Origin of the sequence: Flavobacterium crassostreae (assembly GCF_001831475.1) — a bacterium.
Lineage (GTDB): Bacteria > Bacteroidota > Bacteroidia > Flavobacteriales > Flavobacteriaceae > Flavobacterium > Flavobacterium crassostreae.
Genome location: NZ_CP017688.1, coordinates 1,464,931 through 1,489,397, shown reverse-complemented (window position 1 = coordinate 1,489,397; position 24,467 = coordinate 1,464,931). Strand labels below are relative to the sequence as shown.

Genomic DNA, 24,467 nt, shown 5'->3' with positions numbered 1-24,467 from the left:
CACGCCTAATATTTTATTTTTGGGCGTGCCAACTACTCTAAAAAAGGGCTGCCATCAAGGCGTGTTAGAGGCCCTTTTCTAGAGCAGTTGTCGGGTTCTACGCGCTACTTTGGTAGCTAGCTCCTACCCCTCACGCAAAACAACTCCCTGCAATTAAGACTGCGTATCAAAACCAATAGTACGCTATTTTTATCTAAATTAACCTAATACAAATACAGCGAGAAATAGACCTTCTCAAAAATTCACACCATCAAAGATACCTAAGAATACTCCACAGAAACCCACAGCTATTTTAAGAAATCCCAAAAAAACATAGAACTAATTATTTAATAATGACACCCAAAACACTATCCAGACTCAAAAAAGAATTGAGTTTGTATTTATAAGCATTAAAAGCACTGACAAAACAAGCCGTTTTTACGACTCCTTCTGTTCATCAACAAGCCCTTTTTCCGTTAGATTTAAATATTTTAATTCCAGAGAATCATTCTACAAGACTAATAGATTTTGTTGTTAAAAAATTAAATATTCCCGATATTATTTCTCAATATAAAGAAGGAGACATTTCGGCTTACCATGGATCAAGTCTAAATGTTGTGGGGAAATATAAAAATAGAGATATTTGTATTTCCAAATCAGATACAAATGCAAGATTCTTTTGTCGACCTTCTCAAGTTGTTACTTCCTGAAATCATAGTTGAATACTTTGAACTGACTTCCTATAAAAAAGAGGAAGAGATACTTCATCTTTACTTAAAGGAGATTAATTCAATTCCTAAAGAACATCGACAATCAAAATTGAGCTCAAAAGGGTTCTTTGATGAAATAACAGTTCAGGATTTCCCTATTCGTGGGCATCAGGTATATCTTCATATCACTCGAAGAAGATGGCTAAACGAAGATACTGGAAAAGTAGTTTTTAGAGATTGGAATTTAGTAGCAGACGGAACTCGGGTGACACAGGAGTTTGCGTCTTTTTTAAAAGAGATCCATAGATTCCAAGCCTAATGATTGCAATGCTATCGCCTCTTTCTATGGCGTTAGCGGTAAAAACCTACAACATCAATACAAAGATTTCTTAAGTGATTTCAAAATATGGAATCAAAAACTACACGCAAAAGAATGGCTTATTTTTCCTGAAAACATTGGAAAACGATTATCAATAGACGAAACCTCCTTGTCCAATGGCGAACTCTATACTATTTTGACCAACAAAGCTGGAAAGGGAAAGAAAGGAACTATAGTGGCCATGATTGCTGGAACTAAAGCGGAAACGGTAATCGCTATCATTGAAAGAATCCCTCTTAAACAACGAAATCTAGTCACCGAGATAACCCTTGATATGGCAGGAAATATGGGGCTCATTGCCAAGAAATCCTTTCCTAATGCAACTCGCGTCATCGACCGGTTCCACGTTCAAAAATTGGCTACAGAAGCTTTACAGGAAATAAGAATTAAATACCGTTGGCAAGCTATAGACCAAGAAAATCAGGCAATAGAAAAAGCGAAGAAAAACAAGAAAAGGTTTGAGCCTGAAGTATTGACTAATGGAGATACTATTAAGCAGTTACTTGCTAGAAGTAGGTATTTCTTATACAAGAATAAATCAAAATGGACGGCGAATCAATTACAACGAGCATTATTGTTGTTTGAATTATATCCCGACATAAAAGAAGCTTACAATCTATCTCAAGGATTACGGAACATTTTTGAAAACACAACCGATAAAATCATTGGTTTTGCCAGACTAGCTAAATGGCATGAAAAAGTAAATCAATCTGGATTTAAGTCTTTCAATACAATATCTCGAACCATAATCAATCATTATCAAAGCATATTGAACTATTTTGATAATAGAAGTACTAATGCATCAGCAGAATCCTTTAACGCCAAAATAAAAGCTTTTAGATCTCAGTTTAGAGGTGTTAGAAATGTAGAATTCTTTCTTTTTAGGCTAACTAATATTTATGCCTAATTTTTGCTGCTCCACAGGTTTTAGGATTGATCCCTTACCATCCTAAAATGCTAATCATATTAGTATTATATGGCTATTTGAACAACACTTATCCTTCTCTAAAAATAGCCAAATCTGTAAAGGAAAACATTTACTTTATGTGGCTTTACAGCGAGTTACAATCGGTTTTAGATATAAAACAAAAAACCCTTATCCGATTAGGATAAGGGTTTTTTAAAAAGAAAGGCGACAGATCGAGGCTTTTTAGCCGACACCTGGTGCCTATAAAAAAAAAGAACCCCAACTTTTACAAGTTGGGGTTCCATAAAGAAAGGCGACGACATACTCTCCCACATAACTGCAGTACCATCTGCGCAGGCGGGCTTAACTTCTCTGTTCGGGATGGGAAGAGGTGAGCCCCGCCGCAATAACCACCTTAAGGTCGCTTTGCAATGGGTAAATTAGCATGGTGCTAATAAACATTACAGAATATCGTAACATACTGAGATAAAGAAAAAAATATAATTAGAAAGTTTCCCCAGCCTCTTACGAGGCTGGAAAGGGTGTACATAAGCTTACGGATTATTAGTACTACTCGACTATGACATTACTGCCTTTACATCTATAGCCTATCAACGTGGTCATCTCCCACGATCCTTAAAAGAAATCTCATCTTGTGGTGGGTTTCGCGCTTATATGCTTTCAGCGCTTATCCCTTCCAAACGTAGCTACTCTGCCATGCCACTGGCGTGACAACAGATACACTAGAGGTTTGTCCAATTCGGTCCTCTCGTACTAGAATCAGATCCACTCAAATTTCTTGCGCCCACAGTAGATAGAGACCGAACTGTCTCACGACGTTCTGAACCCAGCTCGCGTGCCACTTTAATGGGCGAACAGCCCAACCCTTGGGACCTTCTCCAGCCCCAGGATGTGACGAGCCGACATCGAGGTGCCAAACCCCCCCGTCGATATGAGCTCTTGGGGGAGATCAGCCTGTTATCCCCGGCGTACCTTTTATCCTTTGAGCGATGGCCCTTCCATGCGGAACCACCGGATCACTATGCTCTACTTTCGTACCTGATCGACCTGTATGTCTCTCAGTCAAGCTCCCTTATGCCATTGCACTCTACGCACGGTTACCAAGCGTACTGAGGGAACCTTTAGAAGCCTCCGTTACTCTTTTGGAGGCGACCACCCCAGTCAAACTACCCACCAAGCAATGTCCCCCGCAATGCGGGGTTAGGCCTCAGACAAACAAAGGGTTGTATTTCAACAATGACTCCACAACGCCTAGCGACGCCACTTCATAGTCTCCAACCTATCCTACACATCATTTGTCCAAGGTCAATACTAAGCTATAGTAAAGGTGCACAGGGTCTTTTCGTCCCACTGCGGGTAAGCGGCATCTTCACCGCTACTACAATTTCACCGAGCTCATGGCTGAGACAGTGTCCAGATCGTTACACCATTCGTGCAGGTCGGAACTTACCCGACAAGGAATTTCGCTACCTTAGGACCGTTATAGTTACGGCCGCCGTTTACTGGGGCTTCAATTCAATGCTTCTCCGAAGATAACATCTCCTCTTAACCTTCCAGCACCGGGCAGGTGTCAGGCCCTATACTTCATCTTACGATTTTGCAGAGCCCTGTGTTTTTGATAAACAGTCGCCTGGACCTCTTCACTGCGGCCAGCATTGCTGCTGGCGACCCTTCTCCCGAAGTTACGGGTCTATTTTGCCTAATTCCTTAGCCATGAATCTCTCGAGCACCTTAGAATTCTCATCTCGACTACCTGTGTCGGTTTGCGGTACGGGTACTATTAACCTGAAGTTTAGAGGTTTTTCTTGGAAGCGCTTAGGTGTACTATCTCTTTGTCCGAAGACGCCGAGTACTATCGTATTTCCCCAAGCCGCGTGGATTTGCCTGCGCAGCCTATAGGTACGTACTTCAACGAACTATTCCGTCAGTTCGCGACACTTTCATTACTCCGTCACCCCATCACAGTTAAAACTAGTACGGGAATATTAACCCGTTGTCCATCGACTGTCCCTTTCGGGTTCGCCTTAGGTCCCGACTAACCCACAGCTGATTAGCATAGCTGTGGAAACCTTAGTCTTTCGGTGTGCGGGTTTCTCGCCCGCATTATCGTTACTTATGCCTACATTTTCTTTTCTAATTAGTCCAGCAACCCTTACGAATCACCTTCAACCCCATTAGAATGCTCCCCTACCACTTACGTATTATCGTAAATCCATAGCTTCGGTAATATACTTATGCCCGATTATTATCCATGCTCGTCCGCTCGACTAGTGAGCTGTTACGCACTCTTTAAATGAATGGCTGCTTCCAAGCCAACATCCTAGCTGTCTAGGCAGACAAACCGCGTTCTTTCAACTTAGTATATATTTGGGGACCTTAGCTGATGGTCTGGGTTCTTTCCCTCTCGGACTTGGACCTTAGCACCCAAGCCCTCACTGTTATGAAACATTATATAGCATTCGGAGTTTGTCAGGAATTGGTAGGCGGTGAAGCCCCCGCATCCAATCAGTAGCTCTACCTCTATATAACTTATACATAACGCTGCACCTAAATGCATTTCGGGGAGTACGAGCTATTTCCGAGTTTGATTGGCCTTTCACCCCTACCCACAGATCATCCCAAGACTTTTCAACGTCAACGGGTTCGGTCCTCCACTTTGGGTTAACAAAGCTTCAACCTGTCCATGGGTAGATCACACGGTTTCGCGTCTAACACTACTGACTAAAGCGCCCTATTCAGACTCGCTTTCGCTACGGATCCGTGGCTTAACCACTTATCCTTGCCAGCAACGTTAACTCGTAGGCTCATTATGCAAAAGGCACGCCGTCACCCCACGAAAGGGCTCCGACCGCTTGTAAGCGTATGGTTTCAGGATCTATTTCACTCCGTTATTCACGGTTCTTTTCACCTTTCCCTCACGGTACTGGTTCACTATCGGTCTCTCAGGAGTATTTAGCCTTAGCGGATGGTCCCGCCAAATTCAGACAGGATTTCTCGTGTCCCGCCCTACTCAGGATACCACTATCCATTATAGCACTTACCTATACAGGACTATCACCCTCTTTGGTTCTACTTTCCAGTAGATTCTAGTTCGTTTTACATGGAATATCGTGGTCCTACAACCCCAAAATTGCCGTAACAACTTTGGTTTGGGCTAATCCGCGTTCGCTCGCCACTACTTACGGAATCACTTTTGTTTTCTTCTCCTCCGCCTACTTAGATGTTTCAGTTCAGCGGGTTTGCCCACCCGTAGGTGTACTATGTCTTCAACATAGTGGGTTGCCCCATTCGGGTATTTACGGATCAATCGATGTGTGCTCGTCCCCGTAACTTTTCGCAGCTTATCACGCCCTTCATCGCCTCTGAGAGCCAAGGCATCCCCCATACGCCCTTATTTTGCTTATTGTACCAATCTTAAAATTAATTAAGACCGTTTTTTTTGTCTTTTACTACTAATAGTAAAAAACGCTTTCTACTTGTAATATTTTCTTATCTCAATATGTCAATGAACTTTTTTCCTTTCGGAATTGTGGAGAATAACGGAGTCGAACCGTTGACCTCCTGCGTGCAAGGCAGGCGCTCTAGCCAGCTGAGCTAATCCCCCATTTCTAATCTTAAATTATGAATGTTGAATTTTGAATTAAGGTATTCATACTCATACTTCTAAAATTTCCTTATATATAACTAATCCTAAATTGTTGTCTCGGACAGACTCGAACTGTCGACCCCTACATTATCAGTGTAGTACTCTAACCAGCTGAGCTACGAGACACTCTTCATTCTTAAATTATTTGTTCTTTTTTTTAAATTAACAGCAAGAGTAATAAAACTTTAAGCATAATGACCAACTTCTCTTTTCGTCTCTTTCCCTAGCGTGCTTGCGCTAACACTAAGGCTCTAGAAAGGAGGTGTTCCAGCCGCACCTTCCGGTACGGCTACCTTGTTACGACTTAGCCCTAGTTACCAGTTTTACCCTAGGCAGCTCCTTGCGGTCACCGACTTCAGGCACCCCCAGCTTCCATGGCTTGACGGGCGGTGTGTACAAGGCCCGGGAACGTATTCACCGGATCATGGCTGATATCCGATTACTAGCGATTCCAGCTTCACGGAGTCGAGTTGCAGACTCCGATCCGAACTGAGAACGGTTTTGTAGATTCGCTCCTATTTGCATAGTGGCTGCTCTCTGTACCGTCCATTGTAGCACGTGTGTAGCCCAAGGCGTAAGGGCCGTGATGATTTGACGTCATCCCCACCTTCCTCACAGTTTACACTGGCAGTCTTGTTAGAGTTCCCGACTTGACTCGATGGCAACTAACAACAGGGGTTGCGCTCGTTATAGGACTTAACCTGACACCTCACGGCACGAGCTGACGACAACCATGCAGCACCTTGTAAATTGTCTTGCGAAAGGTCTGTTTCCAAACCGGTCAATCTACATTTAAGCCTTGGTAAGGTTCCTCGCGTATCATCGAATTAAACCACATGCTCCACCGCTTGTGCGGGCCCCCGTCAATTCCTTTGAGTTTCAAACTTGCGTTCGTACTCCCCAGGTGGGATACTTATCACTTTCGCTTAGCCACTGAACTTGCGCCCAACAGCTAGTATCCATCGTTTACGGCGTGGACTACCAGGGTATCTAATCCTGTTCGCTACCCACGCTTTCGTCCATCAGCGTCAATCAATTAGTAGTAACCTGCCTTCGCAATTGGTATTCCATGTAATCTCTAAGCATTTCACCGCTACACTACATATTCTAGTTACTTCCTAATAATTCAAGTCAGACAGTATCAATGGCCGTTCCACCGTTGAGCGATGGGCTTTCACCACTGACTTATCTGACCGCCTACGGACCCTTTAAACCCAATGATTCCGGATAACGCTTGGATCCTCCGTATTACCGCGGCTGCTGGCACGGAGTTAGCCGATCCTTATTCTTACAGTACCGTCAAGCTGGTTCTCGAACCAGGGTTTCTTCCTGTATAAAAGCAGTTTACAATCCATAGGACCGTCATCCTGCACGCGGCATGGCTGGATCAGGCTTGCGCCCATTGTCCAATATTCCTCACTGCTGCCTCCCGTAGGAGTCTGGTCCGTGTCTCAGTACCAGTGTGGGGGATCTCCCTCTCAGGACCCCTACCCATCGTAGCCTTGGTATGCCGTTACCATACCAACTAGCTAATGGGACGCATGCTCATCTTTCACCGATAAATCTTTAATAGTGGTCTCATGCGAGACTGCTATACTATGAGGTATTAATCCAAATTTCTCTGGGCTATCCCTCTGTGAAAGGTAGATTGCATACGCGTTACGCACCCGTGCGCCGGTCTCTAGTTCCGAAGAACTATACCCCTCGACTTGCATGTGTTAAGCCTGCCGCTAGCGTTCATCCTGAGCCAGGATCAAACTCTTCATCGTATATTGTTTGCTTATCTCTAAGCTATTTATTTTTGACTGAAGATCTATTGGTTCTTTTTTATTCTTGCATTTCTATTACTCTTATTCTTTGTCTTAAGATCTCTCTTAAAACGGCTGTCAATTCAATATGTCTAGGAACGTGTCTTATCTTGTTTCTCGTTTCGTCGGTCAATTTTCGTGACTCTCGAAGCGGGTGCAAAACTACAACTTGTTTTGGTAACTGGCAAGAAAATTTTGAGGTTTTTTTAAAAAATAATTTTTTAACTTTTTCTCTATTTCTCTTAGCAGTATGTCAAATAACGTCGCTTGTTTGCGGGGTGCAAATGTAAACTTTTGCTTTAATTCTCACAAGCTTTTGAACTCTTTTTTGAAAAATAAATTTTCGCCTTGATTTCGTGTGCTTGCCAGTGTTTTAAAGAACTTGTTTCTTATTGCGGGTGCAAAACTACCGCCTTTTTTCGGTTAAACAATACTTTTTTTACCTTTTATTCACCTTTTCTTAATAAGAATCGCTAACTGCTTTGTTTTTAATTCTATACAAATGCTTCTTTTGTTGCTTTTATAGGTCTTTGCTATCTTCTTTGCGGTTATTCTGCCGGTTTTAGGGGTTTGGTGGTTGTTTTTTGCATGTGTATCTGTTGTCTTTATATATAGGTAGGCTTGACTTTGGAATGAGATTGGTTTTGGAACGCCTCGCTCCTAGCCCTGATAGTAGTGGAAATCCTGCCGAGACGGGGTTCGGCGAGGCAGATTGTAGCGGATAGCAGGAAATAGCTCCTTAGCTCCTTTTGTATATAGCTAGGGTTTGTTTTGTAAAAAAAGGCAGCATCCAAAAATTCTGGGTGCTGCCTTTTAGATTATAGTAGGAATAGATGCTTTATACTATTTCAGCCATCTTTCTAGTGTATTCTGGATTAGTGTTTGTTCTTTTTTAGGAAAGTCTTTTACTCGAGTGCTATGACTTCCTTGGGGAAGAACCATTTTTAAGGCATCTACTTTTGCTTTTGGATTTGGTGCGCAGGCATACCAAGTATCGTATCCTCCATAGATGTATAGAATGTGGTCTCCTTTTTTTTCTAAATACTTACGTACTTTTTTAATGTATCTCGGATTGAATTTTATTGTAGTCTCTTTTGGTGCAAACCGATCGTTAGAACTACTTTTTACTATTGTCAATAAATCGGATAGTGGTGTTAGATCAAAACCATAATATCCCAACTCTTTTAGATGTTGGTAATATGAGGGTAAGAAATTGTAATACATCTCATCGTTATAGGTGCGGAGTCCAACTACTTTATTAAGGTAGTCAAATAGCTCTTGTGCAGATGCGTCTGAGGCTGGTATTTGATCACACTTGCCTCCCCATTGCCAAAATGAAAAAGAAAATTCTAATGCTGCATATTCTAATGCTTCTGTCATAGAAACTTCGGTATATTGCATTTTATGAGTTGTTGCGTATTGCGAAAAAACATTCATTACTTCGGTTCTGTTTTCTAGGATTGCTCTTTGAAATGCCGTTACTTTTTGTCTACAAGCGGCCGTTCCTACGGTGTTGATATGTGTGATGGTTCTAGGGTCTTCTGTAGTATTAATAATAGGAGCAACATATGGCATGGCCACGTCTACATCATTTGGAAATTTAGTTTTGTAAATCAAAGCTGTTTCGCCTCCTTTGCTAATTCCGGTTGAGATCCATTTTCCAGTATACAATTCTTTTAATTTTGTAACTATATTGTGGTAATCTGCTATGGCTTGGTCATTGGTCAAATATTCCCAAGGAATTGGGTTTGGGCGTGATTTTCCATAAAAGCGATACTCAACAGCTACTTGATTGGCTTGCAATAAGGTGCTTACTTCGCTTTTTATATTGGAAGTGTTATAACCATGGGTCTCTATTACCATAGGTTTAGAAAAATCCGCATGGGATAAATACATATAATGCTGAAAGCTGCCTTTTTCGGGATGTTGGTGATCCAAGGGCTCCTCTAATATCAATTGGTAAGACTCCGTATATCCTTCCAGGTTATCTATAGGTGTTATAACAGCCTTAGGAAACAAGCTGGCTAATTTTTGCTCTAAAAAAGAGGCTGTTTTTATACGTTCTTGAGCACCAACTGTTAAGGTGCTTAAAGCGATAAAAAGGGATAAAATAAGGTAATGGAATTTTGTCATTTTGTAAAGTTTAATTTAAATCTTAAAATTACTATCTATAGAAAACCTAAACCAATACTATATTACCATTGAATTGTGTTATTTTATCTAGTTATAGGTAAAATAACACAATTCAAAAATAAAGTTTTAATTTTAGTAAAAAACTAATTGAAATGAAAAAAATCCCATTTATTTCTGATGCCTTTGTGGAGGAAAATTGTAATTTTGAAAGTCTAATTGAATCTTTAAGACAAGGTTTTCGTGCTAGTCAAATTGAAGTTCCAATGCGCCACCATCATGATTTTCCGAACCCTGAAGAAGGCATGGATTCTACCCTTTTATTAATGCCTGCTTTTAATCCTGGAAACGATTTAGGTGTAAAAATTGTAACGGTGAGCCCTAATAACGGCAAGCACGATTTACCTGCCATCCAAGGGGTATATATTTACATGGATGCACAAAAAGGAGGTATTAAAGCTATTTTAGATGCCAAATCATTAACCGCAAAAAGAACTGCATCTACATCTGCATTGGCAAGTAGTTATTTGTCTAGAGAAAATGCCAGTAGCTTGTTGATGGTTGGTACCGGAGCATTGGCTTGTAATTTAATTCAGGCACATGCTAGTGTTAGACCAATTACTACGGTGTATGTATGGGGAAGAAATTTAGAAAAAGCAAAAGCCGTTTGTGAGGAGCTAAAAGATTTTCCTTTTAGCTGTGAAGCCGTAAGCTCTATTGAAGAATATAGTAAAAAAGTAGACATTATATCTTGCGCTACCTTATCTGCTACTCCATTAATTGAAGGAAAATGGTTGCAAGAAGGCCAGCATTTAGACTTAGTAGGTGCTTATAAAAAAGACATGCGTGAGGCGGATGATGATGCCATAACTAAATCCTCGGTATTTATTGACACGTATCAAGGTGGCTTGAAAGAAAGTGGCGATATACTCATACCTCTCCAAAACAATATAATTACAAAAGAAGATATTAAGGCCGATTTATTTGAATTGTGTTCCGATGCAAAAAAAGGAAGAAGTTCCGATAACGAAATTACGTATTTTAAATCCGTAGGACACGCACTGGAAGATTTAGTAGCAGCCTCCTATTTTTACCACGAATATAGCACCTCAAACAAGCAATAAATAATGAATACAACCTACCATACTATTTTAAAGAATAGTGATTTTGTCATCCCAGAGAATTGTTTAGCTATAAAAACGATAGACATGCATACTGGAGGAGAACCCTTACGAATTATTGTGGATGGTTTTCCAGAATTGAAAGGAAATTCTGTTTTAGAATACCGAAGAGACATTAAAGAAAACTATGATTATCTTAGAACTTCCTTAATGTTTGAACCCAGAGGTCATGCAGATATGTATGGCTGTATATTGGTACCACCAAACGATGATCAAGCTGATTTTGGAATTTTATTCATGCATAATGAAGGATACAGCACCATGTGCGGACATGCTATTATAGCAATCAGTACCTTGGCGGCAAAAATGAATTGGATTATTTTGAAAGAAGGCGAAAATGAGTTAAAAATTGATGCTCCTTGTGGCAGAATACATTCCTTTGTAACCATTAAAGAAAACGAAATTACAGGAGTTCGTTTTCACTGTGTACCCAGTTTTGTAGTTGGTCTAGACAGAGTAGTAACTGTTCCTGGTTTTGGCGAAATAACCTATGACCTAGCCTATGGCGGTGCATTTTATGCTTATGTGGACCTTAAAAAAAACAACTTAAATTTAAATCTAACAGACAAAGATTACCGCGCAATTATTCAAGCTGGTATTGCCATCAAAGAAGCAGTCCATAATCAAGACAATCAAATAATACATCCCTTTGAAGACGATTTAAGCTTTTTGTACGGCACCATTTTTATTGATAGCCCACAAGATGCTAAAAACCATAGTAGAAATGTGTGTGTATTTGCCGAAGGAGAAGTAGACCGATCTCCAACAGGATCTGGAGTATCCGGTAGGATTGCTATAGAGAAAGCCCGTAATACTATTTCAGAAAATCAAAGTATCACAATTGAAAGCATCACCGGAAGCACCTTTAATTGTTCCCTAATCTCAGAAAAAGATTTTGGTCCATTTCAGGCTGTAATACCTCAAGTAGAAGGTACTGCTTATGTTACTGGCAAAAACACTTTTATTATCGACCCGTTGGATCCTATGAAAGATGGCTTTATTTTGCGATAAAAATTAAAAATATACCATAATTTAAAAAAATAACAAATGACAATTGGAGTAGGCGGTTCTACCGCAGCTATTGAATTAGCTAAAATCGAAGACATGACCACTAATGTGCAACCTATTGCTATAGAAGAATACCAGTTACGCATCCAAAAAGCAGTGGTTTTGATGAAGGAACAAAACTGTAAGGCAATGTATATTAATGCCGGTACCAATTTATACTATTTTACGGGTACCAAATGGAATCCTTCGGAAAGAATGGTGGGAGCGTTGCTTTTTGAAGATGAAAGCATCGAGTACATTGTACCTCAATTTGAAGATGGCACCTTTAAAAAATTCATGCAAATGCCCGGTAATTTGAACTGCTGGGAAGAACACGAAAGTCCTTATGCCTTATTGGGAACTATATTAAAAAACAAACAAATAACAAGCGGAACAATAGCACTAGACGAATCCGCAGCTTATTTCTTGGTAGACGGGACAACTAAAGCAAACCCAGCTTATGATTTCACCAATGCCCAACCAATAACAGCTGGGTGTAGAATGCAAAAATCCGCTAATGAAATTGCCATTATTCAACAAGCAAAAGAAATCACCATGGTGGTTCAAAGAGCGGTAGCTAAAATTTTGTACCCTGGCATGGAAGTAAATACCGTAGTAGATTTTATACATAAAGCACACATTAAAGCAGGTGTAGCTTCGGGGTCTTATTTTTGTATAGTTTTATTTGGTGACGACTCTCAATACCCGCACGGCGTAACGACACCACAAAACCTAAAAGAAAATGATATTGTTTTAGTGGATACTGGCTGTCGTTTAGAAGGCTATTTATCAGACATTACAAGAACATACGTTTACGGAACTCCTACAGAGGCACACAGAAAAATCTGGAATCTAGAAAAAGCAACACAAAGAGCTGCTTTTGAAGCTGCACAAATCAACGCCACTTGTGGTTCTGTGGATGATGCCGCAAGAAAAGTATTGGCCGAAGCCGGTCTAAGTGGAGATTATAAAATTCCGGGTTTACCACATCGTGTAGGTCACGGAACTGGATTAGACATCCATGAATATCCGTACTTAGTTAGAGGTAATCAAACCCAATTATTGGAGGGTATGGTAGTAAGTAACGAACCTATGATATGTGTTCCGGGTGAATTTGGTATACGCCATGAAGATCATTTTTATATGACCAAAAATGGCCCAAAGTGGTTTACTACCCCTATGGAAAGTATTGATAATCCATTTGGAATTACAACTTAGAAAAAGCATTACCTATATAAAATATGAATAAAAAAGCAGGGTAGTAAATTAATTTTTACTACCCTGCTTTTTTATGCTTCAACACCCGTGTTTTATTTGCAATTAAAATGCCAATCAAAGCCAAAAGTCTACCATCAGAAACGTCTTGATTTATACCAAAAAAAAAACACTTGCAAAATTTGCAAGTGTTTTTAAAATTTTGTCACTAACAACGAGTATTAGCTAAAATTATATTAAAACTATTTTACTAATATTTTTTTTGTTTCTACAAAATTACCATCAGTAGCTACTACAAGATACATTCCTTTTGCAAGGTGGCTTACAGAATACGTAGTAACGTTTTTAACCGTTCCAACTACAACTCCATTAACATTATAAATTGTTAACGTAATTTTATTAGTATCTAAGTTATTAAAACTGAACTGTACAACATCTGAAGCTGGGTTTGGAAACATTGTAAATGTTTTACCTTCCAAATTATAATTTGCTGTAGATAACACAACCGTTCCATCCGTCAAATTCGCAATTGCATTACTCCATTCACTAAACTCTGTAGCGTTTTTAGCTCTAACTCTAAACTCATAGATTACTTGTGTTCCAACTTTTGGTACCCATAATGTATACGAATCTGTAGTTCCAACAGAAGTCCATACTCCAGAAGGGTTTTTGTATTCTACATCATATAATGTTGCACCAACTACAAGATTTCCCCAGTAAGCATAAAAACCAGAATCATAAGTACCACCATCGCTAATAACCGGTTTAGTTAATGTAGCAACTGGATTATCAGTAAGCAATACAGTTACAACATTTGAATAGTCCGAGAAATCCGTTCCTTTTTTAGCTCTAACTCTGTATTTATAAGTAATATCTTTTACCAAACCTGTATTAGTATAAGACGTTGCAGTACTTGCTAAGGCAGCAATTTCTGCAAAAATATTATCTGCTCCAGCTCTTTCAACAATTACATTTGTAGCGTCTGTGGCATTATTTACCCAGGTAAGATTTGCACTTAAGGCTGTTTTATTTCCAACAGCAACTAAATTGGTAGGAGCAAGAACTGTAACTACAGTTTGCGTACCTGTTGTTATAGGATCGTTTGGTTTAGTATTATATGCAAAATCTAAAACAGTGAAACCAACCCCACCTGCTTCTACTTTAACATGCATCCAACCATAACAAATACGCCCTCTACTTGTGTATTCAAAACCTACATATCCAGTTTGATTATCCCAAGCAGTATACGTTGCTGTTCTTAAATCTAATTGATCTGGATAGGCTCCTGGAGCAACAAAATTACTGAAAGAACCTATAGAAGTTCCGGAAGGAATTAAAGTAATATTTCTAGTTCCAGCTTGAGTTACCAAACGCTTATCATAAGTCTCGATTTTTAAAGCTGCAGCAGCAAATTGCCATGCACCATACTCTGTATCATCACCGATACCAAGGTTGAAATATTGCCATGGCGTTGCGGCAGAAGCGCTATAATCCGGGTTGTTCACATAGTAAATACCATAAGGAGCTTCAAACTTTACATTAATTGTTTTGGCTGGGTTGTCTAAAACTGCTATACCACCAGTGATTGCAGCATCCTTGAAGGTAATAAGTACTGCAGCGTCATTAGCTGGCACATGCGAAGTTGCTTTACCAGTAAAAGTAAGCACCACTTTTGAATTACTCTGAAGTGTCAAAACCGCTGTTAAACCAGAAGGAACACCTGTAATGGTATAATCGGTACCAGATACTAAAGTACCACTACTTTTTGTAAAAGTTCCATTATTTGTAGATAAAGAAATAGAACTCGTTGCAGTTACAGAACCGTCATTAGTTTCCGATTCATATAAGTTATCAGCAGATACTACAACAGCTACTTTAGCAGTCATACCAGTATATATTGGTGAACCAGGCTGTGTATTATAAGCATATTCAGATATAGTGTACCCATCACCGTTAGCATTAACACTAACTTTAAACCAACCATAACAAGTTGCACCATCAATTAAATAATTGAAACCTACATAACCTGTTTTACCATCCCAAACAGTATAATCTGCTTTTCTTAAATCCAATTGATTAGGATAAGCACCAGGAGAGGTAAAATTACTAGTAGAACCAACCGCTGTGTTTGGAGCTAATAAAGATATATTTTTAGTACCCGTTTCGCATACTAATTGCTTAGAATAGGTTTCGATTTTTAATGCATTAGCTGCAAATCTCCAACCTCCAAAAGCTGCATCATCTCCTTTAGCTATTTCAAAAAATTTCCAATCTAAAGTAGAAGAAATAACCACATCTGGCATGTCTACAAAAAAGATACCGTAAGGGTCCGCATATTTAAAACTATAAAATACAGAAGAACAAGACAAACCTGTTGCTCCACCAACAAAAGCTGCAGGTAAGAAAGTGATACCTCCTGAAGCGTTATTAGCCAAAGCGTGATTAGTTGCTTTACCAGTGATAGTAACAGTAACTTGGCTGTTAGAATTAACCGTTAAAACTGGGGTAACTCCAGCAGGAAAAGTATGTGTGAAATGCGTACCTGCAATCATAGCTCCTGAAGAAACGGCAAACTTTTTAGTTCCATTTAATGTTACTATAGAAGATGAATCAAAAGAACCATCATTAACTACTGCTTCTTTGAACGAAACTGTAGATGCTACTAAAGCACTACCACTTGAATTTACACCAGTGTCAATCAAATTCTGAGATTGCCAAAGCGTAATACGTGCAGGATGTTGCAAAGCAGCAAGCATACGCGTAACTTGACCTTGAGTATACATTTTATAACAACCTTGAGCTCCATTGTAACCCATATAATTTTCAAAATTCACCTTATCACCATCACAATTTGTACCTGGAGTACAAGCTAATGTGTGATTACCATCTTCTTTAGGGGTATCAGCCACTTCATCCGTTCCAGCACAACCACCATCAAACGTATGGATCAAATTAAAAAAATGTCCAAACTCATGAGTCAAAGTAGCGGAAAACTCTTTACTATAAGAGTTATCATATAAATAAGCACCATTAAAAACAATACGCGCAGTATTATTATTTGTCATATACGTGTCTGGATACCAAGCAACACCTGAATTAGTCAATGAACCATCATTATATAAATCATTTTGAATATAAACATTTATATATTTTTTATTATCCCATGCGTCAGCAGCAATTTGAGCGTCATACCCACCTCCGTTACCGTAACCATTTTTTGCAGGATGAAAAACAACACCATCCGTACAACCTCCACTAGGATCAATTTTCGCAAGTTTAAACTCAATGTTTAAGGTACTCCTTCTTGCTTGAAAAAAAGGTTCGACAGTTTGATAATCCGCATTCCTTCCGTTAAAATCATCATTAACTTGAGCGAGGTGATTTACAATTTTCTGGTATGTCACCGATTTACCACTTTGCGTTTCGCCATAAATATGAAAAACAACTGGAACAGTATATGTAGCAGCTTGCAATTTAGACGATTTGTTTTTTTGCTCTAAAGCAAACTTTTTACTAAAGATATCAAAATCTTTCTTTTCCTTAAGTGAACTCGGATTATCTCGATACACTTTAGCATTTTCCTCAGTCGTCCTACAAGGCAAACCCTGAGCACTAACCTTCAATAAACTGAACATTAGAAAAAACAATAGTAGTTTTAGTTTCATGGTATTTTTTGGATTACAATTAATATACACAAAGATAACATAAAATAACAGGTATTTATGATACTATTTTAATCAATAACAATATATTATTGACACATAATTAACTCTAAAAAAATATAAAGTAAAAAAGAAAGAGCCTATAGGTGCGTAATTGTCAGAAAAAGTAGCTTTAAAACAAATTAAATAGCCCTTACTAGAGCTGAATAAAAGCATAAAACCGTTTTATGTTGTCTAAAATTTAAAATGCCAACGAAAAAAAAATCTATCTGTTAAATAATTAATTATCTGTGTAGAAAATAAAACTTGGCCCAAAAGCCGTATACAAAATTGAGTAGTAAAACACCATCCACAACACGATTGAAGAATAATCTAATGAATAATATACTTTGGATCACAAATAGCGCAAGAACAGAATAAAACTAAAACTAAATCTATATTTACACCTATAAAAACACCAATTTGGTATTTAAAGTATACTAAAATACAAAACAAAACATTTAGCAACAGCTATGTACAAAAAAAAGGCATTCATTAAGAATGCGCTCAAAAACATAAGAGTAAATAAAATAAACGTTATTTAAAATAAAACAGCCTAAAAAAACAGTCACAATTTTAAACAAAAAAAAACCGCCTCATTACTGAGGCGGTTATAAAAATTTAGGAAATTAATTAAAATTTATCCCAGAAAATTTTTGTGGTCATGTTATCACCACCAATAGCTGTTGATGCAGCTTCGTAATTTGCTTTATTCAACGTTTTATCAAAAAGAGAATAGATAACTCTAACCGGAATTTTACCTCCTGAAGCAGCTACTGCACTAGTAGGTGCCGTCAAGACTGGGTAATCCAATCTTCTGTACTCTGTCCAAGCTTCAAAACCACGGTTGTAATACGCAATCCAAAGTTGGTACGCAATTTTTTGCTTGTCTGTTCCGGCTGCCGTAGCAAACGCAACATCTGGTCTTGCTAAATAAGTAGCAATATCCGCATCAGCAACTCCCCAGTATTTCATACTTGCTTCGATACCTTTTTTGTAGTAATCAGCTGCTGTACCACCAACACTAAAACCTCTGTTTGCTGCATCTGCTAATAAGAAACACGTTTCTGTATAGTCAAATATTACACCAGGATTGGTTTTAGATTGCAATTTAGTACCAGCGTGTGAAAAATTACCATAAACTGCTTGTTCTGCATACGGAGCTCCTTTGTATTGACCAGCAATTTTAGAAGCTGGGTCAAAGAAATGATCCCGTCTTGGATCCGCCTTAGCGTTTAATTCATTAACAAAAGGTTCTGCCATAACAATTTGAGATTCATTAACCAAACTGTCATATAAAGGATTCATGTCAATGTTAGAAGAAAAATACTTAAACAAAGCTGTTTGTGCCTCACTAGTCATTATTCCAGAAAGAAACGCAGACTCTACCATCGCTTTAGCTTTAGCAGGTTCCACATCTGCAAGATGCAATCCCATTTTTAGTTTAACACTATTAGCCAACGTTTTCCATTTGGCCATGTTACCTTGATAAATTAAATCTGCAGTACCAAAACTACCATTAGCAGTATCAATACTAGCAATTGCAGCATCTAAACGAGAAGCAAGATCTAAATAGATTGTTTTTGCATCATCGTACTTAGGGTAAGGAAATGCTTTTATATCTAAAGCTTCTGTATACGCGACATTACCAAAAATGTCTACCAAAGTCTGGTAAGCCATAATGATTTGTACCTCTAGAACAGCCAATTTATTATTCTTTTCTGCTTGTTGGATTGGACCCAATGCATTGGAATCACTGATTTGCTTTTTAGCATTTACTAAATCTTGCAAAACATCTCTATATAAGGTAATAGAATAATTATTCCCTAAATTTCTACTAGCTTGGTCATAATTAGCCTCGTTACGATAATTAGGCGGAGTCCATTGCTGTACATAAGCTCTAAAGTTATTAGAGTTAACACTTGCGTTAGTCAAAAAATAAGCATAATTCACTTGCGAGCTAGTCATTAAAGCACTTGGTAAAGCAGTTGTATATGCTTTTGTATCTTGGTTCATGTTGTCCAAGTTATCACATGAAGCTATAGAAAGTAAAATAGCTCCTGCAAAAAATATTGTTTTTATAATTCTCATATTATTTTTTTTTAGAATTGAACTTTCAATGTGAAATTATACTCTTTTGAAGTTGGTAAAACCCCAGTTTGAAAGCCTTGTATGTTACCAGAAGACATTCCTGCCTCAGGATCTGCATACGGTAAATTTTTGCTAATGATCCAAAGATTACTTGCATTTACAGCAAAAACCACATTATTAATAAACATGTTATCTAAGAATCTTTTTGGCAATTTATAGCTCAAACCTACCTCACGCAACTTCACATAAGAAGCATCGTACACGTATTGTTGTTGTGGCATAGAGTTATAAAAATCATAACCGTTATAACTATCTAGCGTACCTACAACCGTATTTTTAGTACCGTCTGCTTGAACACCATCTAACAAGATACCTCCACCATTTGCAATAGTTTCACGTTGTGGAACCCCATTGTGGTTGTTAGTTACTGTACTTTGATAAATACCAGCAGTATGTCCGTATTGTTGGTCTAAAGAATATACATCACCACCTTTTTTAACATCAATTAAGAAATTAAAACCTAGGTTTTTGTATGTAAACACGTTATTCAAACCACCAATCCAATCTGGGTTAACATCTCCAATAGTTACCCCATTAGATGTCACATATCTACCACCTGTAACAGCATCAGGATCAAAAGGAGTAATTACTTTTTGACCATCTTTATATGTAAAACCAGTTCCAATTAATTGACCTACAGGTTTACCAACTTGCGCAACATAGCCAATTCCTTGAGAAGATCCTAATGAAATTTGATCTGCTCCTCCTAATGAAATAACTTCATTTTGGTTAGTAGACCAGTTAACTGTTGTTTGCCAAGAAAAATTTTCTGTTTTAACCGGTATTGCAGTTAAAGATAACTCGTATCCTTTATTCTGAACATCCCCTGCATTAACATAAGCTGAAGTATATCCAGTTTGCGAAGGAGTCTCAATAGACAAAATTTGATTGGTTGTATTTGTTTTGTAGTAAGAGAAGTCCAAACCTAATCTGTTTCTAAAGAATTTAAGCTCAATACCAGCCTCTACTCCTTTAGTTAATTCACTCTTTAACTCTTCATTGCTTTTTTGGTTTTGTGTAGAAAAACGGATTCCACCAGGCCCAAAGTTATCGTTTTTAGGATAAATTGCTTTTGTAGTAGCAAAAGAAGTACCATTACCTGTTTCTGCATAGTTCAAACGAACTTTACCAAAAGACAACCAATTGTTTTTTAAATGGTTACTAAAAATATAGGTTCCTGTGATAGAAGGATATGTAAAGGTATTGTTTTGGGTTGGTAATGTAGAATCTTGATCGACTCTATAAGTACCTTCAACAAAATACGTATCGTATAAATTAAATCCAGCCGTACCATAAACACTATTAGAACCAATAGTTTCTAAACCTTCTGAAGGGCTCGTGATCAAATCTTTCGAATTACTTAAAGCATAAATTCCAGGTACAACTAAACCACCATTAGTAAGTGCATAAATATTACTATTTACAGAACGTCTGGCATTTGCTCCTAACATACCGTTAAAACTAATTCCTTCTGTGATACCAGTTTTAAAATTCATCATCAAGTCTAAGTTGAACTCTCTAAAAGTTTTGTCGTATCTTGAATATTGTCCACCAAGATTAGCCGTTCTTTTAGATCCAACAGCAATGCGCTCCTCTTGTAATTGGTGGTAAAAATCTACAGCACCTCTACCCATAACACTAAACCAGTTAGTAACCTCAGTATTTAAAACAACATTACCAAAGAAACGGTCTCTTGTCAAGGTATTGTAGTTGTTATGTCTTTGAAAATATGGGTTATCATGGAAAGCAATTCTCAAATCATTTGGCCCATTAACACTCCAAGTAGTATTTTGACCTGTAATGTTGTACGCATCTTCTAGATCTTGAAAATCAACACTTGAAGAATACCATTGTCTCACACTACTTAAGTAGTTATTTCCACCAGCACCGTAACCAGTTTCATTCATCCCTTTAGCATTAGACTTCATGTAGTTTGAAGATGCAGAGATTTTTGTTTTTGGTGATAGGTTATAACTTCCAGTAAAATTAAAGTTATCTTTTCTGTTATCGCTATTAATCAAAACACCTTGTGTTTGGTTGTAGTTACTGTAGGCAAACCTAAAATCTCCTTGGTCATTTGCCCCAGATATCGAAATACTATTAGTATAGGTTAAGCTATTTTGATAAAAACTGTTTGGATTGTTTTTTGGAGCAACCCATGGAGTAGCTTTACCATAAGTAGGCAATTCTGGATAGAACGAGTTCCATTTATAAACCAATAATGAAGAATCATATTTTGGCCCCCAAGAAGCGTCATCAGTAGCTACATAAGGATGAGATCCAGATCCTAAATCTACATTTCCATAAAAAGGACCATAACCACCACCATACATAGATTGGTATTCTGGCAAAGTTTCTTTATCTACAACTCCGATATTTACACCTGTGCTAAAGCTAACACCTAAACCACCTTTTGATTTACTTCCTTTTTTAAGTGTAACAATAATTACCCCATTAGAAGCTCTTGAACCATATAACGCAGTTGCCGCAGCTCCTTTTAGAACGTTCATAGACTCAATATCATCTGGATTGATATCCGACGCTGCATTACCATAGTCATACCCACCAGTATTTCCACCTGCCTGTTGATCCTTTGTATTTGTATTATCGTTATTCAATACAATACCATCTACAACCCATAAAGCTTGGTTATTTCCTGTTAAAGAAGTAGTACCACGGATAACAACATTGGTAGAACCACCAATATTATTATTTCTTCTAACTTCAACACCAGCAACTTTACCAGAGATGTTGTTAGAAACGTTACCTGTATTCACTTTCATTAAATCTTCACCTTTAACTTCTTGTGATGCGTATCCTAGAGTTTTTTTCTCTCTTTTAACACCCAAAGCGGTTACTACAATTTCTTTCAATTGTAAAGAACCTGAAGCTAATTTAACATTCAATTTACTGCTTGTTGCAGCAAGTTCTTTAGACTCCATACCTATGTAAGTAAAAACAAGTACAGAACTTGGCTTTGCTTTAATAGAGTACTTTCCGTCAAAATCGGACTGGGTTCCTGTTTGCGTTCCTTTGATTAACACACTAACACCTGGTAAAGGCATCCCTGTATCATCTGAAACAATTCCTGACACAACCCGCTCTTGAGCAAACGTAAGTTGCGCTACTAGTACAAAAAATAGTACTGCAATTTTCCTAAGATTAATCTTAAATTTCATAAAATGGTTTTATAATTAGTAATTACAAATATGTAACTTTTTAAGTTAATTTTATGATAATATATTACCTTAAAAATTCATTATATTATCCGATAGAGCTGTTTTTAATGCGTTTTAGATACTATATTATCTTTCCAACTTTTAAAGAAATAATTAATTCCTAATATGGACTTAATATCCTATAGAGCAAAAAAAAGAGGATTCCCTAATAGAAAATCCTCTTTTTTTAAAGTTGTTATTTATTTGGCTCCCGGAGGAGCGTTCTTTTTAATAAATTTTACAAAAGTATTTCGCAAATGCTTTCTAGTTCCTTCTCCTTCATAAATACTGTGCGCCCGATTTGGATACACCATAAGATCAAACATTTTATCGTTTTTTATCAACTCATTTATCAAAACTTCTGCATTTTTATAATGCACATTATCATCACCAGTACCATGTATATATAGCAGGTTGCCTTTTAAGTTTTTGGCATGAGTAACCGGCGAAGCTTGTTTGTAATTTAATTCATTTTCACTAGGCAAGCCCATGTATCTTTCGGTATAAATGTTATCATAAAAATGTTGATCCACTACAGCTGCTACCGCAACTCCTGTTTTGTATATTTCCGGATATTGAAACATTAGATTTAAGGTAACAGCTCCTCCTCCACTCCAACCATGAACAGCAACTCTTTCTGAATCTATAAAGCGCCATTTCAAAATTTCTTTAGCAGCCATTGCCTGGTCTCGGGTATTAATTATACCTATGTTTTTGTAAATACATTTTCGCCACTCTGTGCCTTTTAATACAGGAGCTCCCCTATTATCCATAGCTATACCAATATAACCATCTGGTATTATACTAGCAATCAATGAATTAAAATACGGCGCATCATCCGCCACTGAAGCCATAGGCTCTCCATAGACATAAAAACAAACTGGATATTTTTTGGAAGGATCAAAATCCAATGGCTTTGCCATTACGCCATCCATTGCAATTCCGTCTGTGGTAACTATTTTAAACTTCTCTAAAGAATAGTTACGCTTTGGCAAAAGAAACACATCTTCAGATGCTGGCAATATTTTTTGGTGGCCTTGTAGTTTGACTAAGCGCGTATTGTAATCTCTAGTAATATTAGCATTGGTATGTTTGGCATAAATGCCGTCTGTTGAAAACTCATAACTATTGGTGCCCTCAAATACTTCTGGAGTTACACGCTTTGTTTTTTTAGAATTTAAATTGGTTTGGTACAAATAACGCTGCGTTGCATCTGTTGGACTAGCTATATAGTAGATGGATTTGGATTGTCCATCATAGGCTTTAAAATAAGCATCAAAATTTCCGGTAGTCAAAAGTTCTTTTTTCTTGCCATCACTACTTATTTTATAAATATGCATCCAACCGTCTTTGTCCGAATTCCATAAAAAAGACTTCCCGTTGTCTACAAAATGACAAGGGAAACCATCATAAGCTCCTGATGAAGTATCAAAAACGTCGATCCAAGTGGAAGATGTTTCTTTATATATACTGTTGGCGCTTCCGGTTACTGAATTACAATTATATAACACGACCTCATTTTGGTGTCTATTTAACTGCACCACCATTATTTGTTGCCTTGCAGTCCATTGCATCCTAACTAAATAATTATTATCCGGTTCTCCAGGTATAGCCAACCAATTTGTCTTTAAAGAAGCAATGTCTACCACGCCAATTTTTACAGAAGATGGTTTTTCGCCAGCCTTAGGGTACTCCACCGGTATAGTAAACGGATACAGCGCATCTGTATTATTAATCATTAAATGAAACTTTGTTTTAGAAGCATCGGTACGCCAAAAAGCAATACTCTTACCATCAGGACTCCATCTAAAGCCGTCTCTGGCTGCTAGCTCTTCTTCATAAACCCAGTCAAAAGTACCATTAATTATGGTATCCGTTCCATCGGTGGTTAACGACGTTATTTTTCCGGTGATTAAATTTTCAAGATAAATATTATGATTCGAAACATAGGCTACATGTTGACCATCACTTGAAAACTTAGCAAACATTAGCGATGCGTCTTTCAATCCTTTTCCTAATTGTTTTCCTTTTCTGGTTGTTAAATCAAAAAACCAGTAGTCTCCTTTAGTATTTGCTCTCCAAACTTTTTTAGAATTAGTATATACCAGAACTTTGGTTTTAGCATCGTTCCATACCAAATCTTCTACTGCATATTCAAAACCAGATTTTTTTAAACTTTCTTGTGTTAAAACTATCGTACCCTCTGCTACATTATCTGCATTATAAACAACGATATCCTTCTCTGAATTATTCATCCAAAAAGAATGGGAGTTGGGCAACCAATTTAATGCATTGACATCTATCTGTTGTTGTGAAAATGCATTGGAAAAAATTAAAAAAAGTAAGAAAAATTGTTTTTTCATTATTTAAACTT

Annotated in this window: 11 protein-coding genes, 2 tRNA genes and 3 rRNA genes; 6 read left to right on the top strand and 10 right to left on the bottom strand. The window is 37.7% G+C overall.

Annotated features, from left to right (window positions below):
- Nucleotides 1–645 precede the first annotated feature (645 nt).
- The 3 genes from LB076_RS06645 to LB076_RS14170 are packed head-to-tail and all read left to right on the top strand — an operon-like array spanning nucleotide 646 to nucleotide 2,181.
- Entirely contained in the window at nucleotides 646–1,008 is a 363-nt protein-coding gene (locus LB076_RS06645) for an ISAon1 family transposase N-terminal region protein (RefSeq protein WP_070786662.1), read from the top strand.
- Nucleotides 992–1,975: an ISAon1 family transposase gene (locus LB076_RS06640; protein WP_070786760.1), complete on the top strand. Its 984-nt coding sequence runs from the start codon at nucleotides 992–994 to the stop codon at nucleotides 1,973–1,975. Before LB076_RS06645 ends, LB076_RS06640 begins: the two co-directional genes overlap by 17 nt.
- A gap of 47 nt (nucleotides 1,976–2,022) precedes the next feature.
- A complete protein-coding gene (locus LB076_RS14170; protein WP_157776672.1) occupies nucleotides 2,023–2,181 on the top strand; it encodes a hypothetical protein in 159 nt (52 codons plus the stop codon).
- Nucleotides 2,182–2,283: 102 nt separating this feature from the next.
- On the opposite strand, the gene rrf is transcribed toward LB076_RS14170, so the two are convergent.
- From rrf to LB076_RS06605, 6 genes are all read right to left on the bottom strand, one after another.
- Nucleotides 2,284–2,393, bottom strand: a 5S ribosomal RNA gene (gene rrf / locus LB076_RS06630).
- A 126-nt stretch (nucleotides 2,394–2,519) separates the two neighbouring features.
- Nucleotides 2,520–5,402, bottom strand: a 23S ribosomal RNA gene (locus LB076_RS06625).
- Between the two features lie 124 nt (nucleotides 5,403–5,526).
- Nucleotides 5,527–5,600, bottom strand: a tRNA-Ala gene (locus tag LB076_RS06620).
- A 94-nt stretch (nucleotides 5,601–5,694) separates the two neighbouring features.
- A tRNA-Ile gene (locus tag LB076_RS06615) sits at nucleotides 5,695–5,768 on the bottom strand.
- 129 nt (nucleotides 5,769–5,897) lie between these two features.
- Nucleotides 5,898–7,411, bottom strand: a 16S ribosomal RNA gene (locus LB076_RS06610).
- Together the 16S, 23S and 5S rRNA genes with 2 tRNA genes alongside form the textbook arrangement of a ribosomal RNA operon.
- Nucleotides 7,412–8,293: 882 nt before the next feature.
- On the bottom strand, nucleotides 8,294–9,583 hold the full coding sequence (locus LB076_RS06605; RefSeq protein WP_070786758.1) for a S28 family serine protease: 1,290 nt from the start codon (nucleotides 9,581–9,583) through the stop codon (nucleotides 8,294–8,296).
- Between the two features lie 152 nt (nucleotides 9,584–9,735).
- Between LB076_RS06605 and lhpI the strand changes: the two genes are divergently transcribed.
- From lhpI to LB076_RS06590, 3 genes are read left to right on the top strand one after another with little or no spacing between them, the layout of a single operon-like run.
- Complete coding sequence (lhpI, locus tag LB076_RS06600) at nucleotides 9,736–10,704, top strand: bifunctional Delta(1)-pyrroline-2-carboxylate/Delta(1)-piperideine-2-carboxylate reductase (protein ID WP_070786757.1); 969 nt, start codon at nucleotides 9,736–9,738, stop codon at nucleotides 10,702–10,704.
- A gap of 3 nt (nucleotides 10,705–10,707) precedes the next feature.
- The gene (locus LB076_RS06595) at nucleotides 10,708–11,772 is read left to right on the top strand and encodes a proline racemase family protein (protein ID WP_070786756.1); all 1,065 of its coding nucleotides are present in this window, start codon (nucleotides 10,708–10,710) and stop codon (nucleotides 11,770–11,772) included.
- A 36-nt stretch (nucleotides 11,773–11,808) separates the two neighbouring features.
- Entirely contained in the window at nucleotides 11,809–13,026 is a 1,218-nt protein-coding gene (locus LB076_RS06590; protein ID WP_070786755.1) for a M24 family metallopeptidase, read from the top strand.
- A gap of 239 nt (nucleotides 13,027–13,265) precedes the next feature.
- Here LB076_RS06590 and LB076_RS06585 read toward each other — a convergent pair whose 3' ends face one another.
- From LB076_RS06585 to LB076_RS06570, 4 genes are all read right to left on the bottom strand, one after another.
- Complete coding sequence (locus LB076_RS06585; RefSeq protein WP_070786754.1) at nucleotides 13,266–16,688, bottom strand: M43 family zinc metalloprotease; 3,423 nt, start codon at nucleotides 16,686–16,688, stop codon at nucleotides 13,266–13,268.
- A 669-nt stretch (nucleotides 16,689–17,357) separates the two neighbouring features.
- Complete coding sequence (locus LB076_RS06580) at nucleotides 17,358–18,815, bottom strand: SusD/RagB family nutrient-binding outer membrane lipoprotein (RefSeq protein WP_070786753.1); 1,458 nt, start codon at nucleotides 18,813–18,815, stop codon at nucleotides 17,358–17,360.
- 11 nt (nucleotides 18,816–18,826) lie between these two features.
- Nucleotides 18,827–22,054, bottom strand: coding sequence for a SusC/RagA family TonB-linked outer membrane protein (locus LB076_RS06575; RefSeq protein WP_070786752.1), 3,228 nt, complete (start codon nucleotides 22,052–22,054; stop codon nucleotides 18,827–18,829).
- A 239-nt stretch (nucleotides 22,055–22,293) separates the two neighbouring features.
- Nucleotides 22,294–24,456, bottom strand: a complete 2,163-nt coding sequence (locus tag LB076_RS06570) for a S9 family peptidase (RefSeq protein WP_070786751.1) — start codon at nucleotides 24,454–24,456, stop codon at nucleotides 22,294–22,296.
- Nucleotides 24,457–24,467: the final 11 nt, after the last annotated feature.